This is a genomic window from Caproicibacterium sp. NSD3, assembly GCF_053613275.1.
This window is the reverse complement of record NZ_CM132119.1, coordinates 128325-142784: the sequence shown is the minus strand read 5'-3', so window position 1 is coordinate 142784 and position 14460 is coordinate 128325. Positions and strand designations below refer to the sequence as shown.

Below are 14460 nucleotides of genomic sequence, written 5' to 3'. Positions count from 1 at the left end.
TCACCATTCAATCCTTTCAGCGCTCATTGGGTTTTGGTTTAGCTCCATCTTCTGAACCTTTCCTGAATGAATATGAATCACTCGATCTGCCAGGGGAGTAAATGCCTGATTATGCGTAATAACAATCACAGTTCTTCCGGTATTGCGGCAGGTATCCTGTAAAAGCTGAAGGACTGCCTTTCCGGTGCGGTAATCCAGTGCGCCGGTCGGTTCATCACAGAGCAGTAATTTTGGATTTTTTGCAAGAGCACGGGCAATCGCAACCCTCTGCTGCTCGCCGCCCGAAAGCTGTGCCGGAAAATTATCCGCCCGCTCTTTAAGTCCCACTTCCCGTAAGACTTCCATCGCATCCAGCGGATCTTTACAGATCTGAGATGCTAATTCCACGTTTTCGAGTGCCGTCAGATTCTGCACCAAATTATAAAACTGAAAAACAAAACCTACATCGTACCGCCGGTACTGCGTAAGCTGTTTTTGATTGTAACTGCTGATATTTTTCCCATCCAAAAGGATCTCTCCGGTAGTACAGGAATCCATGCCCCCCAGCATATTGAGCACTGTGGTCTTTCCCGCACCGCTTGGACCAACAATAATGACAAATTCTCCTTTTTCGATGGAAAAATTAACGCCGTCCGCCGCATGGATTGAAACTTCACCCATTTGATAAAACTTGGTCACATCATGAAATTCCACAAAAGCCATATGATTCTCCCGTTATTTTAAAATTAGTCGGGTCTCCCCGGGGTTTAGCGCGATCATCTTCGTCTTAATGCGGGGGTGATGAAAATGGTAACGAATCATATCTCGAAGAGCCGTGCCGCCGTGATATCCGTGAATCACACGTACTTCGCGGACAGAATCCGGCGCATGAGAAAGATAGGAGGTCAGCTCCCGCTGTGCATCTTTGACCAGCGTATTATGAAAATCCAGTTCCACCACCGGGCCGCTTCCTCGCTCTACCATTATAAATGAATCCCCTTTCGCATATTGATATTATTATACACATTTATCATAAAAAGTGTATGAACTTTTTATTTCAAAGGGGCTTTTGACTTTCTCAGGAAAAGTCCTTCCCATTTGCTTGAAAAAGACCGAAAGGTAGGCTAAAATAGAAAAGTAAGTTTTTAGAAAGGAGCACCGCAGAATATGAAATTAATTGACCTGCGTAACATTTTTACAAACTGCAATGATGTTCTGATCGATATCTGCGGTGATCTAATCTATTATGCTGAAGAAAAAATAGAGGACGGCAAGCAGAGCCTCTTTCTGCTGCGCTATAACAGTGCTACCCAAAAAGAGGATATGCTCGCAAATTATCTGGTTCAAAAGCCTGGCTATATGATGCACTATTTTTCGTTTCCCACTGATTTTCTCGTCGTGATGGAAAACGGCAGTGGAGAAGCGTGGGTTCTGCGGCTCAGTAAAGAAGGCAAAGAAAAGAATTTTGATCAGGTGACTTTTGCGGGAAATTACTCCGGCAGCTTTGCGATCGATGAATCTCACATTCTTTTTTACGTGGAGGAAAATGATCGGGATGAAGCGCTGTTTCATGAATATCAGCTACATACGGGAAACTCTCGGGCAGCTTATCTTTACGATTTGGAAACGGGCCGCTGCCGCAGCATTCGGGATAAGCGGATCTGTGCGGGCGCAGCGCTCATTCCATTTATCGGTGGAGAAATTCCGCAGCTTCTTTTGCTGCAGCCTCATGGTACAGAAGAAGACAAACGAAAATGCTATCAGGATAAGCGGTGGCTCGGAGACGATATTTCTGATTCTGTCTTTCTCGGGATGCAAAGCGAAATATTGGATGCGATCCATTATGGAAAAAGTGAATTGCCGATGGAATGTATTCTTCGCGCCGGCACCGACGGGCTTGTTCGTTATGCCGGTCAGGACGAGAAATCTCTCTATTTTCGCGCCTTGTATTTTCCGAGAAGCGACCAACGGCTGATTGCAGTCGATAAAGAAACCGGACATAAAACAGTTGCCGCAAGCTTGACTCTTACAGGGAACGATAAAGATGCGCAATTTCAGATTGATGGGGAATGCCGGGTTTTTCGAATCAATCGCTGCAACGAAGGAATTCACGTAAAAGGGATTCTTCACAGTTCGGTGGATATCTGTTACAGCACTGAAATGGGAGATTTTATTACCTGCCTTGATGATCGTTATCTTTTAGCCCGCTATGAAATGACCGATGAAAAGAGCACTTTTGTTTTTTATTCCATTTATGACCTAAAAACCGGAAAGACACAAAGCTATGAAGGGGACTGTGCAGTCCGCGGAGATATTGTCGTGCTTTTCTAAATGAACAAAGTAATTTTAAAATAAGAAAAGACAGCGGCACAAACATTCCTGTTTGTGCCGCTGCTTTTTATAAAAATCCGTTATACATTCTCTTTTGTTATGCTGCGGAACTGGTACTGCTTACCGCATCAGAAGTACTTGAGGGATTTTCCGAAGTATCTTCCGAAGAAGCTGCCGCACTGCTGGATGGAGTTGTATAGAACAAATCCGGCGTATAAGCATTGATGCAGGCGGTATTAAAGGTTGCATTCGTATAATTCTCCGCTTTTTGTTCAATGTCCTGCTGGAATTCGTCCCCTTTGAGTCCATTTAGAACAGAAAGTTTTGTTTGTTGATCCTGCAGTGCCGCATCTGTTTTGGTCTTAATATCGCGCTTGCTGACAAGGATATAATAGGAGCCAATATCAAGTACCTGTACATCTCCGCCGTTCATGCCCTGAATCCCTGTGACCACATCGGTTGGAAGTCCGCTGGTTTCCAAATCGGTTGTGACATCCTGATTAGGAGAAGCGGTAACGGTATCGGAGTGTGCATTCATATAATCCGTTCCCACATCAGACATGGACTTCTTTCCGCCTTTTACTTCGCTTGCATAGCCTTCCAGCTCTGTTTTGAGCTTTGCTTTATCATCATCGCTCATAACGCTGTAAGACCCGGAAGAATCCTTACTATAAAGAGCAACCGGAATCATCTCAAAAGAAGCAAAGTTCTTTTCAAAATATGCCTTTTGATCTTCTGCGCTGATCTCTTTGCTTCCGCCTTGTCCATAGATCGCCTCAAACACTTTCTGATACTTGACATAATATTCAGCATAAGCAATCTGGAAAGACGATTTTGCAATATTATATTTCTCCAAGGTAGAACCATATCCTGCATTGGAGGAAGAACCATTCCAAGCAGAAGCCGTCTCGGTGTTAATGGTTGTATTATCATCATCCGAAAGGGTCAGATTCAGGTCTTTCATCATATCATCAATGACAAAGATCTGATTAATGCTATTCTTAGCGGTATCTTTCGTCCATGTAAACGCATCTTTTCCATCAATTGTTTGGGTTTTCATATCCATATAGGTGGTATATCCCGCCTTTGTTTTTGCCTGATTATAAGCACTGAAAAGTTCATAAATATAAACGCCCGCCGGAAGTTTCGTATCTCCCGATTTTGCAGACCAGGACTTGTCCCCTCCGATCGTACAGCCTGAACTGCAAAGCGCCACCGCACCCGCCATCAAGGCCGCGAGAATCTTTTTAGACTTCATAGTTTCACACTCCAAAATTAATTTTGTATTTTTAACAAATTAGAATCGTTTTTATTATAGTCTTGTTTCCACAATTTGTCTACCGCCTTTCTTGTCCTAAAAAGTCGAATTCTCTAGAAAGGATAATAGCGAAAAATTCGCTGTAGGCGGCGCAAGCCCGCGCTGATATGCTTTTCGACTGTCGGCGGTGTAATCTCCAAATCTTCCGCTATCTTTTTGATCGCTTCTCCCTCGCACCGGCGCCAAAGACATTCTCTCTGCCGCTCGGTCAGTTCCTCCTCCATCGCAAGTTTTACTGTTTGGCAAAGCCTTTCTCTTTTGGGGTCTTCCTGTTCCTGTTCCTGTGCTGCAATCCCCTTTTTTAGGGCCTCCAGGCTGAGCAGCTTTGTCCTCATGCGTAATGCCTTTTCAAATAGAGACCGGTAAACCGGCACTCCAGATACATCTGATAAAGCATTGCCTGCCTCCGCTGCAAAGAAATCGTTTCTTCAAAGCCAAGCCTTTTTTGCTTTAGCCGATTTTTAATCGGTACGATTGCTTCTTTCAATTTTTGGGCCTCCCCTAAGTATTCGTTTGATAATGCTAAATAATCCATTCGTTTATCCACTCGCTTTCCTGAATTTCTCGGTCGGGTAAATTTTCTCTCCTCTTTTTATTGTATGAGCTTCTGTGGACAAGCGCAATAATTATTCGAACATTTATTCTTTCAATTAGGGGTCATGTCCCAAAAATGGGACATGAGATTAAATGTTTACAAATTAGGCATTGATTTTTTATTTATTTTTTAATGAAATGTAGGAAAAACCGGCAAGCCAAAAATGGTTTGCCGGTTTTTGTAAAATTAAAGATTCAATTTATTAATTAATAGTTGACCGCGCGGCGTTCAAAATAAGCTTGCGGGTGCTTACAGGCGGGGCATACTTTTGGAGCTTCCTTGCCAACATAGATATAACCGCAGTTCCGACATACCCAGACTGTTTCTTCATCACATTTGAAAACGATATCTTCTTTCAAATCAGAAAGCAGCTTGCGGTAGCGCTCCTCGTGCGATTTTTCAACCGTTGCAATATCACGCATTGTCTGTGCAATTTGCGCAAAGCCTTCTTTGTCAGCTTCCTCTGCAAAATTCTTATACATGTCGGTCCATTCGTAGTTTTCACCGGCAGCCGCATCGGCCAAATTGGTCATGGTATCCGGGATCTCACCATTATGAAGAAGTTTAAACCAAAGTTTTGCATGTTCTTTTTCATTATTGGCAGTCTCTTCAAAGATGGCTGCGATCTGCTCATATCCATCTTTTTTTGCCCGGCTGGCGTAGTAAGTATACTTATTGCGTGCCTGGCTCTCGCCGGCAAACGCAGCCGCCAAATTTGCTTCTGTTCTACTTCCTTTGAATTCCATACGAATTACCTCCTAATTTCATTTTGATTTATACAAATTCTAAAGAAAAGAAAAACTTTCTTTCCTTAAAAAGAATTGCCAAAAAGAAATTTCTTAAACATTAAACCTAAAAAGGACTACATCTCCGTCTTGCATCACATAGTCTTTACCTTCACTGCGATAGAGGCCTTTCTCTTTCGCTGCGGCAATGGACCCACACTCCACCAAATCTTTAAAAGAAACAATCTCGGCACGGATAAAACCGCGTTCAAAATCCGTATGAATCTTTCCGGCAGCCTGCGGGGCTTTTGTTCCTTTTTTAATGGTCCATGCACGGACTTCTGGTTCTCCGGCAGTCAAAAAGCTGATCAATCCCAAAAGGGAATAGCAGGCGCGAATCAAACGGTCCAGTCCGGATTCCTTTAACCCCAGATCCGCAAGGAACAGTTCTTTTTCGTCGGGCTCCATATCGCCCATCTCTGCTTCCATCTCTGCACAGATCGGCAATACCGCCGCATGCTCCTCATTTGCAATCTTTTCGACTTCTGCAAGAAAATGATTCTGATGAATATCGGTTTTAAAATCCGCCTCGCTCATATTGGCAGCATAGATAATTGGCTTATTCGTCAAAAGATTGACGGTCGAAAGAAGTGCTGCTTCGTCTTCGTTACATTCGACGCTGCGTGCAGGTTTTCCAGCATCTAAAGCTTCTTTGACCCGTTTGAAAAAGTCAAGCTCAATCTGATACTTCTTATCTGCTTTAATCATCTTCTGGGTCTTATCAATTCGGCGGTCCAAGACTTCCAAATCTGAAAGGATCAGCTCCACATTAATCGTTTCAATATCACGCTTCGGATCAATGCTGCCCTCTACGTGGACAATATCGTCATCTTCAAAACAGCGGACAACGTGGACGATTGCATCCACTTCACGAATATTGGCAAGGAATTTATTGCCGAGCCCTTCGCCTTTGCTGGCTCCTTTTACAAGGCCCGCAATATCTACAAACTCAATACTAGCCGGCGTAAACTTCTTCGGATGATAGAAATCCGAAAGCCAATTCAGCCGCTTATCCGGCACCGCCACAACCCCAATATTCGGTTCGATGGTGCAGAACGGATAGTTTGCGCTCTGTGCCCCTGCATTTGTGATCGCGTTGAACAAGGTGCTCTTTCCTACGTTCGGCAGTCCTACAATTCCTAATTTCATACAGTGATCCCTCTTTGTCTTTTCGTTTTTTATAATATCATGAAGAATTTGGAAAGTCAATGCAAATTTAATAATAATTATTGTTTTTCTGTGAGTTTTACTTTGTTTTTGGAATAATCTTCTCCATTATGTAGTCATCCATCACAAATCCGCTGCCAATATCGGTGACAACACTGTCGGTAATCTGAAATTTGCGATGTCGATAAACCGCAAGGGGAATTTCGTTCTGTTTATTGACGGTAAGCCAAATCGACCGGCGGCCTTCTTTTCGGCAAAGGTCTTCGAGAAAATCAAAGGCTCTGCTGGAAAGGCCTTGTCCTCTTTCTTCTTTTTTAAGATACAGTTTACTTAAAAAAAGCCGTCCTTCATCACCGGGGTTCACCGCCACTCCCGTATAGCCAATTAGCACTCCATCTTTTAAGAAGCGATAATAGCGGTATCCCTCTGTTTTTATCTGGCGGCGCATTGCGGTGAGAGACTGAAATTTTTCCACCATATACGCCACCTGTTTTTCTCCGATGATCGGCGTAAAATGTTCTTCCCAGATTTCTTTTGCCAAAGCAGCAACCTGAGGTAAATCTTCCTCTTCCGCTTTTACAATTTGCAGCTCCAATTTACGGTTCTCCTTGTTTTTTTTTCAGAAAATATGATATAGTAATTATAACATGATTCTAGGAGGGATTACAATGCAAGAAACAAAATTGACCATCACAAAAACCGTAACCGAAGATATGCTCGCTGTAAATGTCGGATCCGGCAGCCTGCGGGTACTTGCCACTCCAACTCTGGCTGCCCTTTTTGAGAACGCTTCCATGAATCTCGCTGCCAAATATTTGGACGAGGGTTCCACAACGGTTGGCTGTTCCATCACAGTCAATCACAATGCGCCCTCTCCTCTGGATGCCAAAATTACCGTAACGGCAGTTTTGACAAAACAGGAGGGACGCTTTTTCGATTTTTCCTTGACCGCCAGCGATAACAAAGGTGAAGTCGCTACCGGAGTCCACCAGCGCGTTTCTGTTTTTTCCAATCGTTTTCAGCAAAAAGCCGATTCCAAGCTATAAAAAATCCCATTTTTAAAAAAATAATTTAAAAAATAAATTTTCCGAGTTAAATTGCTAAACTTTTTATTGACCTTCTGGTCATTCTATCGTATAATTACTAATTAAATTCGGAAAAAGTTTCGCCGATCCTTTCTCCGGATCGGCTTTTTTTATTACAAAAGTCTTGGTGACTTTATTGGCAAAATGAGGAGGTAATTTTCATGTTTAGCGGCGCAAAGATTATGGTAAAATGTCTGGAAGAAGAAAACGTCGATCTTGTTTTCGGTTATCCTGGCGCCGCAATCTGCCCTTTTTATGATTGCCTTTTCGAATCTGACATTCGCCATATCCTCTGTCGGGAAGAACAGAATGCTGCACATGAGGCCAGCGGATATGCCCGCTCCAGCGGAAAGATTGGTGTTTGTGTTGCGACCTCCGGCCCTGGTGCAACTAATTTAATTACCGGCATTGCAACCGCTTATATGGATTCGATTCCGCTGATTATCATTACCGGCCAGGTAAATTCATGGCTTTTGGGACGTGATGTTTTTCAGGAAGCCGACATCACCGGCGCCTGTGAAAGTTTTACAAAGCACAGTTATCTTGTAAAAGATGCAAATGATCTGACTCGTATCTTTAAAGAAGCATTCTATATTGCTTCTACCGGGCGCCCCGGCCCCGTTTTGATCGATATTCCCACTGATATCCAAAACCAGATGGTAGAAGATTTTCACTATCCGGAAAAAGCGCAGATCCGTGGCTACAAGCCCCGCACCCAGGGACATATTATGCAGGTCAAAAAAGCGCTCACTGCTATCGGTAAAGCAAAGCGCCCCATCCTCTGCTGCGGCGGCGGTGTGGTTCTTTCTGGTGCCAGGGAAGAAATGATTGCCTTTGCAACAAACAGCGGAATTCCCGTCTGTGCGACCATGATGGGGATCGGCGTGGTTCCGATGAATAGTGATCATTATCTCGGCATGATCGGAACCCACGGCAGAGAAAGCGCCAATCGGGCACTAAAAAAAGCCGACTTGGTGATTTTATGCGGCGCAAGAGTAGGGGACCGCGCTGTTAGCTCTCCGGAACAGATCGCCAATAAAGCCGTGATTATTCATATTGATATCGACCCTGCCGAAATCGGAAAAAACATACAGGTGGATATTCCGATTGTCGGCGATATCCGCGGCGTTCTGCACACGATGGCAGAAGAAATCACCGACACCGTTCCGGAAGAATGGAAAAAAGAAGTTTTAGAGCTTAAAAATCAGTATCCGCTCCGTGGAGTTCCCCGGGAGGATGCGGTAGAACCCCGGGTCTTTATCCGCGACCTTTCTTCTATGATGGAAGAAAATGCGATTCTTGTCGCCGATGTGGGACAAAACCAAATTTGGTCGGCACGCAACTTTAATGTAAAGCTGGGTCGGTTCCTAACAAGCGGCGGCCTTGGCACCATGGGATATGCCATTCCAGCGGCAATCGGCGCAAAGCTTGCGAAACCTCGCCGGCAGGTCGTCGCCGTCTGCGGAGACGGTTCCTTTCAGATGGCAATGTGCGAACTCGGCACCATCATGCAGTATCAAATTCCGATTAAAATCATCATCATGCAAAATGGCACTCTCGGCATGGTCAAAGAGTTTCAGGATAAACTTTATCACAGCCATTATATTGCGACACAGCTAAAAGGCGGCGAACCGGATTTTGTCCTTCTGGCAAAAAGCTATGGAATCAAAGCAGAATGCGCTTTTTCCAACCAAGAAGCAAAAGAAGCCGCCGCACGAATGCTCGAAAGTCCTGACCCCTATATTTTAGTATGTCGGGTTGATCCGGATACCCCAAGTATTTAAAGGAGGGCAGTTTTAATGAAATTTACGCTTTCTGTACTGGTTGAAAACCAGCCCGGCCTGCTCTCAAAAGTGGTCAGCCTTTTTGCCCGGCGGGGATTCAATATTGATTCTCTTGCAGTGGGCGTGACGGAAGACTCCACCATCTCCCGCATTACAATCGTAGTGGACGGCGATGAATCGATCGTTGAGCAAGTGGAAAAACAATTAAATAAGTTGATTCAGGTCATTAAGGTAAAAGTGTTAACTCCCGGAAACTTCCTTTCTCGAGAGTTATCTCTTATCAAGGTGAATTGCCGCACACAAGACCGAATAGACCTGATGAAGATCGCCGAGCTGATGAAAGCTCAGATTATAGATGTAGCACCCAGCAGCCTGACTTTGGAAATTTCGGATACACAGGAAAATACCCAGACTTTGATTGATTTGGTACATCCCTATGGAATCAAAGAAATTGTCCGAACCGGTGCAATCGCGATTGAAAAGGGCGCTCAGATTACAAAGAGCAAAGTAAATCCCTGATTTTCTTACGTTAACCCAACTCTTTTGAGAGTTTCGTTTATAAATTTTAAGCCTGAGAAAGGCAAGGAGGAAAAAACATATGCCAAAGATCTATTACGACGCAGACTGCGACATCAACGTTCTCAAGGGGAAGACCGTTGCAATTATTGGCTACGGCAGCCAGGGTCATGCTCACGCTCTAAACTTGCGTGACAGCGGTGTAAATGTAATTGTCGGCCTCTATAAAGGCAGCCGGCGCTGGGATCATGTAAAAGAGATGGGCTTTGATGTTATGACCACTGCAGAAGCCACTCAGAAGGCAGATATCATTATGATGCTAACTCCTGATGAGAAGCAAGCGGATATTTATAAGAAAGACATCGCTCCCTACTTAACTGAAGGAAAAGCACTTGCCTTTGCTCATGGCTTTAACATCCACTTTAAGCAGATCGTCCCGCCTAAGAACATTGATGTTTTCATGATTGCTCCGAAGGCACCGGGTCACACCGTTCGTTCTGAGTTTGTCGAAGGCAAAGGCACCCCGGCTCTGGTTGCGGTTTACCAGGATGCTTCCGGTCACTGCCTCGATATTGCACTGGCTTATGGCGCAGGTTTGGGCGCTGCTCGTGCAGCTCTGATGGATACCACCTTTAAGATTGAGACTGAAACCGATCTGTTCGGCGAGCAGGCAGTTCTTTGCGGCGGTGTTACCGCTCTGATGCAGGCTGGATTCGAAACACTGGTTGAGGCTGGCTATCCGGCAGAGAACGCTTACTTCGAATGTATCCATGAGATGAAACTGATCGTCGATCTGATTTACACCGGCGGCTTCAGCTTCATGCGTTACTCCATCTCCGACACTGCTGAGTTCGGCGATTACGAGACCGGCAAACGTCTTGTCACGCCTCAAACCAAAGCCGAGATGAAGCAAATTCTTACCGAGATCCAGGACGGCACCTTTGCTTCCAAATGGATCGCAGAGAACAAAGCAGGCGGCCGTGCACACTTTAATGCATGCCGTGAAAGAGCTGCTTCTCATCAACTGGAAAAAGTCGGTAAAGAGCTGCGCAAAATGTACGCTTGGAACGACGATAAATACGCTGACTAATTTTTTAAAATTTGCAGCATAACTTTACCCTATAAATTGAAAAAGGAAGGCTTCCGTACCAAATTGGTATTGGGGGCCTTCCTTTTTATGTAATTATAATTTCATAAATTTTTCATTTGTGCTATAATTTTACATGAAAAAGTAATTATTCTTATTTTAATTGTATGGAAGGGGCGTTTTTTATGCTAGACAAAAAAGTTGCACAGCTTCTGAATTCTCAAGTTACACAGGAATTCTACTCTGCCTATTTGTATCTGGATTTTTCCAACTACTATGCTATTGAAAGCTTAGATGGTTTTTCCAACTGGTACAAAGTGCAGGTGCAGGAAGAACGAGATCATGCTATGCTAATGCTCCAATATCTTTTGAACAGCAACGAAAAGGTCACTCTCGATACCGTCCAAAAGCCGGACAAAAAGCTGACTAAATTTGAAGATCCTTTGCATTTTGGTTTAGAGCATGAGCGCTATGTGACTTCTCTAATTAACATGATTTATGCTGCCAGTAATGAGGCACATGATTTTCGTACCATGCAGTTTTTAGATTGGTTTGTGAAAGAGCAGGGAGAAGAAGAAAAGAATGCAGAAGATTTAATCAAAAAGTATGATTTGTTTGGGAATGACCCTAAGGGACTTTATATGCTGGACAATGAACTGCAAACTCGCGTCTATGTTGCCCCTTCGTTGGTCTTGTAATTTTTAAACGTTGTCTAAAAACAGTCTCAGAGCCCAAAAGGTTCTGAGACTGTTTTTTGTACTAACTTTTAAGCATTATTATATTTCGAGCTTTTTATGTTTTTGAACAACTAGTCCTGTCCAATCGCTAAAAAATTTCTTTTGGAAATTTCCGCAACCTCTTTTCTCAATGTTTCAATAAATACACGAACATACATTGGCTGACTCATATGGCTGTGCGTCACTAGATCGATGCGCAGTTTTCGGTCCAAATGATTAATGGGCAACATATAAAGCTTTTCATTTTCACTACAGGTCAGGTTATGCCGATAGGCAGTCGTGAGCAGCATTTTGGGACAGAGCGATGCACAAATTCCTTCTGCGCAAAGAAGGATCTGCGTCTCACTATCGCTGATATTATACATGACCTTTAGCTGAAGCTTTCTGTCATTCAGGTATTCTTGAATCACCCGATTTACCTTTCCTGTTTTAAAACTAAGCGTAAAAGGGACATCACAGAACTTTTCCATATCCACCCCTTTTTGCATCATTTTAATTTCTTCCACACGAAAATAGCTATGCAGAAGTTCCGAAGAAATCACCAGTACAATTTCATCTAAAGCGATCGTTTGAATGCAAAATTCAGGATTTGGGTCTGTATTCACACCGATAAAAAGATCAATATCCCCACGCAGCATTCTTTCCTCTAAAACTTGCGTATCCTCGATACAAAAAGAAATTTTCACTTTTGGAAAAGCTTCGTGATAGTGCGACAAAACCGCCGGAAGAATCACCGGGGCTCGGGATGTACTGATCCCAAGCGTAAATTTTCCGACTTCTCCATGCGCCATATCCTTTAAATCACTATTCATTCGTTTTTCTAGGATCTGAATATTTCTAAGATTCTGGAGCATCACTTCTCCCGCCGGCGTCAGTTTAAATTTGGGTTTCCGTTCAAAAAGCTGAACCCCATATTCTTTTTCCAACCGCTTAATATGGTCACTGACACATTGCTGGGTAACAAATGCTCTTTCTGCGGCACGAGAAATATTTTTTTCTTCTGCCGTCATCAAAAAGATTTCATATCCTGTTTTCATGGAAAATCCCCTTCCATATGAATTAGCTTCTCTTCATTCATGCAAATAAAATTTCTTTATTTATCATACTATCATTTCTGACAATCTGCAATCATAAGAAATCGTCACGATTTTTGCCTGCGAATTCCTTTAGAAAAAGCAGTGCCTGCATAAAAACAGGACACTGCCTTTTTATTTCTTTTATATGTATATGATTTATGTCGATTGCTTTTTAAGAGTTCCTAATAACTAAATCCCATAGCACGCGGCAAACATAAAATAATGTCTGGGAAAAATGCCAAAGGTACCAGCAAAACTACTTCTGTCAGCATATATGGGATAACTCCTTTAACAACCTGATTGAATTTAAGTCCCGATACGGAAACAGCCGTAAAAAGGTTGTAGCCGAACGGAGGCGTTACAAAACCAACTACAAGACAAATGCAGAACAATACGCCCAAATGGAGCGGATTGCATCCGAGAGAAACACCAATCGGGATTAAAATTGGAGCAAGGATTAACGTGGCAGCCACGTTATCCATTAAGCATCCGACAACCAGCAAAATCAGGATCAACAAGATAAGATAAACATTTTTGTTTCCGCCAACCATGCTGATAAAGCCTTTCGAGATCACTTTTCCGACCTGAGATCTGGAAACCACCCAAGAGAATAGTGAAGCGGCCGCAATGATAAAGTTTACCATCGTAGAAGTTTTAAGAGAGGAAATCAGGATTTTCGGCATATCTTTGATTTTGAGTTCCTTAAGTGCAAATCCGAGAACCAGCGCATAAACGATACCGACAGCAGCGGATTCAGTCGGCGTAAAAATCCCACCGTAAATACCGCCTAAAATAAGCACCGGCAGTCCAAGGGCACCCAAAGCTTTCCAAAACATTTTAAGGGAATATTTAAAATCGAATTTTACTTCGCCCGCCTGTTTCCGTACTTCAGGATTTTTAAAGGAGAAGTAAACATTCACCAAACACAGAACAACTGCAATCATAAGACCGGGAACGATTCCGGCAGCAAACATGGCCGGAATGGACAGGCTCATGGTAACGCCGTAAATAATCATTGGAATACTCGGAGGAATAATGGGCCCCAAAGCACCTGCCGCAGCAACCAAGCCGGCACTGGTCTCTTTGGAATAGCCAGACTTGATCATTGAGGGCAGCATAATACTGCCGATTGCCGCAACTGTTGCCGGGCCGGATCCGGTCAATGCTGCAAAAATTGCGCAGCTAAAAACCGTTACGATCCCGAGTCCGCCTGGCATCCAGCCCAAAAGGCTCTTTGCCCAATCGGTGAGGCGTTTGGAAATCCCGCCAAAATCCATTAGATTTCCTACCAAGATGAACAGTGGAACCGCCAGAAGCGTAAAGGAATTCAGCCCATAAATCAAGCGCTGAGAAAGAGTAAGGATACTCATTCCATTGGTTGCAAGATATGCAACACCGGAAGAAATAATTGCAAATGCGACCGGAACTCCGACCAGCATTAGGCCAAACAAGATAATAAATACGAGTGTCATTCTGCAGTGCCCTCCTTCTTTTCCGCTTTATCAGAAAGATAGACCGCAATCTGCACAATGGCCTGAAACATCAGAAGTGCACCGCTTACGGCTACCGACAAATTGATTACCCACATCGGGATCGACATGGCCGTACTGACGTTTGTGCGGGAGCGATAAGATACAATCACTCCGGAATAAAGCATCAAAGTGCCGTCAATCAAAATAATTGCCTCTATTAGGATATTGACGGCTTTGCGTGCCTTGCCGTGAAGAAGGTCCAGAATCACCGTCACAGTCGCATGTCCGCCATCCTCAATCAAAAGAGATGCGCCGATTAGATGCATCCAAACAAATAGATATCTCGCCAATTCTTCTGTCCACGAAAGCGAATTATTCAGCACAAAGCGGAAGAACACCTGCATAACGCATGCGAAAACAAGCACTACAAACATTCCGATTCCCGTATAGCTGACCGCTTTATTAATCGTATGAGAAACGCGTTTTAACCCTTTCATTTACATTTCCACCCCTTCTCATTCTGATCAG

Annotated in this window: 17 protein-coding genes; 6 read left to right on the top strand and 11 right to left on the bottom strand. The window is 43.7% G+C overall.

Annotated features, from left to right (window positions below):
• Positions 1–702, bottom strand: coding sequence for an ABC transporter ATP-binding protein (locus ACVS9P_RS00725; protein ID WP_452103741.1), 702 nt, complete (start codon positions 700–702; stop codon positions 1–3).
• Between the two features lie 12 nt (positions 703–714).
• Positions 715–963: a Smr/MutS family protein gene (locus ACVS9P_RS00720; protein WP_180341718.1), complete on the bottom strand. Its 249-nt coding sequence runs from the start codon at positions 961–963 to the stop codon at positions 715–717.
• Between the two features lie 183 nt (positions 964–1146).
• On the opposite strand from ACVS9P_RS00720, the gene ACVS9P_RS00715 reads away from it, so the two are divergent.
• Complete coding sequence (locus ACVS9P_RS00715) at positions 1147–2310, top strand: hypothetical protein (RefSeq protein WP_452103740.1); 1164 nt, start codon at positions 1147–1149, stop codon at positions 2308–2310.
• A 97-nt stretch (positions 2311–2407) separates the two neighbouring features.
• Here the strand turns inward: ACVS9P_RS00715 and ACVS9P_RS00710 are convergent, their stop codons facing one another.
• The 6 genes from ACVS9P_RS00710 to ACVS9P_RS00685 form a co-directional block, all read right to left on the bottom strand.
• Positions 2408–3568, bottom strand: a complete 1161-nt coding sequence (locus ACVS9P_RS00710; RefSeq protein ID WP_452103739.1) for a hypothetical protein — start codon at positions 3566–3568, stop codon at positions 2408–2410.
• A gap of 113 nt (positions 3569–3681) precedes the next feature.
• A complete protein-coding gene (locus ACVS9P_RS00705) occupies positions 3682–3963 on the bottom strand; it encodes a sigma factor-like helix-turn-helix DNA-binding protein (RefSeq protein WP_452103738.1) in 282 nt (93 codons plus the stop codon).
• Positions 3960–4115 carry a hypothetical protein gene (locus ACVS9P_RS00700; RefSeq protein WP_452103737.1) on the bottom strand — a complete coding sequence of 52 codons (156 nt, stop codon included), beginning with the start codon at positions 4113–4115 and terminating at the stop codon, positions 3960–3962. The genes ACVS9P_RS00705 and ACVS9P_RS00700 overlap by 4 nt, the downstream gene beginning before the upstream one ends.
• Before the next feature lie 314 nt (positions 4116–4429).
• A complete protein-coding gene (gene rbr, locus ACVS9P_RS00695; protein WP_452103736.1) occupies positions 4430–4969 on the bottom strand; it encodes a rubrerythrin in 540 nt (179 codons plus the stop codon).
• A 93-nt stretch (positions 4970–5062) separates the two neighbouring features.
• Entirely contained in the window at positions 5063–6157 is a 1095-nt protein-coding gene (gene ychF / locus ACVS9P_RS00690) for a redox-regulated ATPase YchF (protein ID WP_452103735.1), read from the bottom strand.
• A 97-nt stretch (positions 6158–6254) separates the two neighbouring features.
• Positions 6255–6770, bottom strand: coding sequence for an N-acetyltransferase family protein (locus ACVS9P_RS00685; RefSeq protein ID WP_452103734.1), 516 nt, complete (start codon positions 6768–6770; stop codon positions 6255–6257).
• A 73-nt stretch (positions 6771–6843) separates the two neighbouring features.
• Between ACVS9P_RS00685 and ACVS9P_RS00680 the strand changes: the two genes are divergently transcribed.
• The 5 genes from ACVS9P_RS00680 (at position 6844) to ACVS9P_RS00660 (ending at position 11345) form a co-directional block, all read left to right on the top strand.
• Entirely contained in the window at positions 6844–7221 is a 378-nt protein-coding gene (locus ACVS9P_RS00680) for a thioesterase family protein (RefSeq protein WP_452103733.1), read from the top strand.
• Between the two features lie 200 nt (positions 7222–7421).
• A complete protein-coding gene (gene ilvB, locus ACVS9P_RS00675) occupies positions 7422–9044 on the top strand; it encodes a biosynthetic-type acetolactate synthase large subunit (RefSeq protein WP_452103732.1) in 1623 nt (540 codons plus the stop codon).
• A 15-nt stretch (positions 9045–9059) separates the two neighbouring features.
• Positions 9060–9563 (top strand): acetolactate synthase small subunit, encoded by a 504-nt coding sequence (gene ilvN, locus ACVS9P_RS00670; RefSeq protein ID WP_452103731.1) that lies wholly within the window; start codon positions 9060–9062, stop codon positions 9561–9563.
• Between the two features lie 79 nt (positions 9564–9642).
• Positions 9643–10650 carry a ketol-acid reductoisomerase gene (gene ilvC, locus ACVS9P_RS00665; RefSeq protein WP_452103730.1) on the top strand — a complete coding sequence of 336 codons (1008 nt, stop codon included), beginning with the start codon at positions 9643–9645 and terminating at the stop codon, positions 10648–10650.
• Positions 10651–10832: 182 nt separating this feature from the next.
• Positions 10833–11345 (top strand): ferritin, encoded by a 513-nt coding sequence (locus tag ACVS9P_RS00660; RefSeq protein ID WP_452103729.1) that lies wholly within the window; start codon positions 10833–10835, stop codon positions 11343–11345.
• A 110-nt stretch (positions 11346–11455) separates the two neighbouring features.
• Here ACVS9P_RS00660 and ACVS9P_RS00655 read toward each other — a convergent pair whose 3' ends face one another.
• From ACVS9P_RS00655 to ACVS9P_RS00645, 3 genes are all read right to left on the bottom strand, one after another.
• Positions 11456–12421, bottom strand: coding sequence for a LysR family transcriptional regulator (locus ACVS9P_RS00655; protein ID WP_452103728.1), 966 nt, complete (start codon positions 12419–12421; stop codon positions 11456–11458).
• A gap of 221 nt (positions 12422–12642) precedes the next feature.
• A complete protein-coding gene (locus ACVS9P_RS00650) occupies positions 12643–13932 on the bottom strand; it encodes a TRAP transporter large permease (RefSeq protein ID WP_452103727.1) in 1290 nt (429 codons plus the stop codon).
• Positions 13929–14429 carry a TRAP transporter small permease gene (locus ACVS9P_RS00645; RefSeq protein WP_452103726.1) on the bottom strand — a complete coding sequence of 167 codons (501 nt, stop codon included), beginning with the start codon at positions 14427–14429 and terminating at the stop codon, positions 13929–13931. Before ACVS9P_RS00645 ends, ACVS9P_RS00650 begins: the two co-directional genes overlap by 4 nt.
• Positions 14430–14460: the final 31 nt, after the last annotated feature.

Bases quoted from the DNA above. Each gene is read 5' to 3' on its own strand.
- ACVS9P_RS00725 (WP_452103741.1), bottom strand. From the start codon at position 702: ATGGCTTTTGTGGAATTTCATGATGTGACCAAGTTTTATCAAATGGGT.
- ilvN (WP_452103731.1), top strand. From the start codon at position 9,060: ATGAAATTTACGCTTTCTGTACTGGTTGAAAACCAGCCCGGCCTGCTC.
- rbr (WP_452103736.1), bottom strand. From the start codon at position 4,969: ATGGAATTCAAAGGAAGTAGAACAGAAGCAAATTTGGCGGCTGCGTTT.
- ilvC (WP_452103730.1), top strand. From the start codon at position 9,643: ATGCCAAAGATCTATTACGACGCAGACTGCGACATCAACGTTCTCAAG.
- ychF (WP_452103735.1), bottom strand. From the start codon at position 6,157: ATGAAATTAGGAATTGTAGGACTGCCGAACGTAGGAAAGAGCACCTTG.
- ACVS9P_RS00720 (WP_180341718.1), bottom strand. From the start codon at position 963: ATGGTAGAGCGAGGAAGCGGCCCGGTGGTGGAACTGGATTTTCATAAT.
- ACVS9P_RS00705 (WP_452103738.1), bottom strand. From the start codon at position 3,963: ATGAGGACAAAGCTGCTCAGCCTGGAGGCCCTAAAAAAGGGGATTGCA.
- ACVS9P_RS00660 (WP_452103729.1), top strand. From the start codon at position 10,833: ATGCTAGACAAAAAAGTTGCACAGCTTCTGAATTCTCAAGTTACACAG.
- ACVS9P_RS00650 (WP_452103727.1), bottom strand. From the start codon at position 13,932: ATGACACTCGTATTTATTATCTTGTTTGGCCTAATGCTGGTCGGAGTT.
- ACVS9P_RS00710 (WP_452103739.1), bottom strand. From the start codon at position 3,568: ATGAAGTCTAAAAAGATTCTCGCGGCCTTGATGGCGGGTGCGGTGGCG.
- ACVS9P_RS00680 (WP_452103733.1), top strand. From the start codon at position 6,844: ATGCAAGAAACAAAATTGACCATCACAAAAACCGTAACCGAAGATATG.
- ACVS9P_RS00655 (WP_452103728.1), bottom strand. From the start codon at position 12,421: ATGAAAACAGGATATGAAATCTTTTTGATGACGGCAGAAGAAAAAAAT.
- ACVS9P_RS00715 (WP_452103740.1), top strand. From the start codon at position 1,147: ATGAAATTAATTGACCTGCGTAACATTTTTACAAACTGCAATGATGTT.
- ACVS9P_RS00645 (WP_452103726.1), bottom strand. From the start codon at position 14,429: ATGAAAGGGTTAAAACGCGTTTCTCATACGATTAATAAAGCGGTCAGC.
- ilvB (WP_452103732.1), top strand. From the start codon at position 7,422: ATGTTTAGCGGCGCAAAGATTATGGTAAAATGTCTGGAAGAAGAAAAC.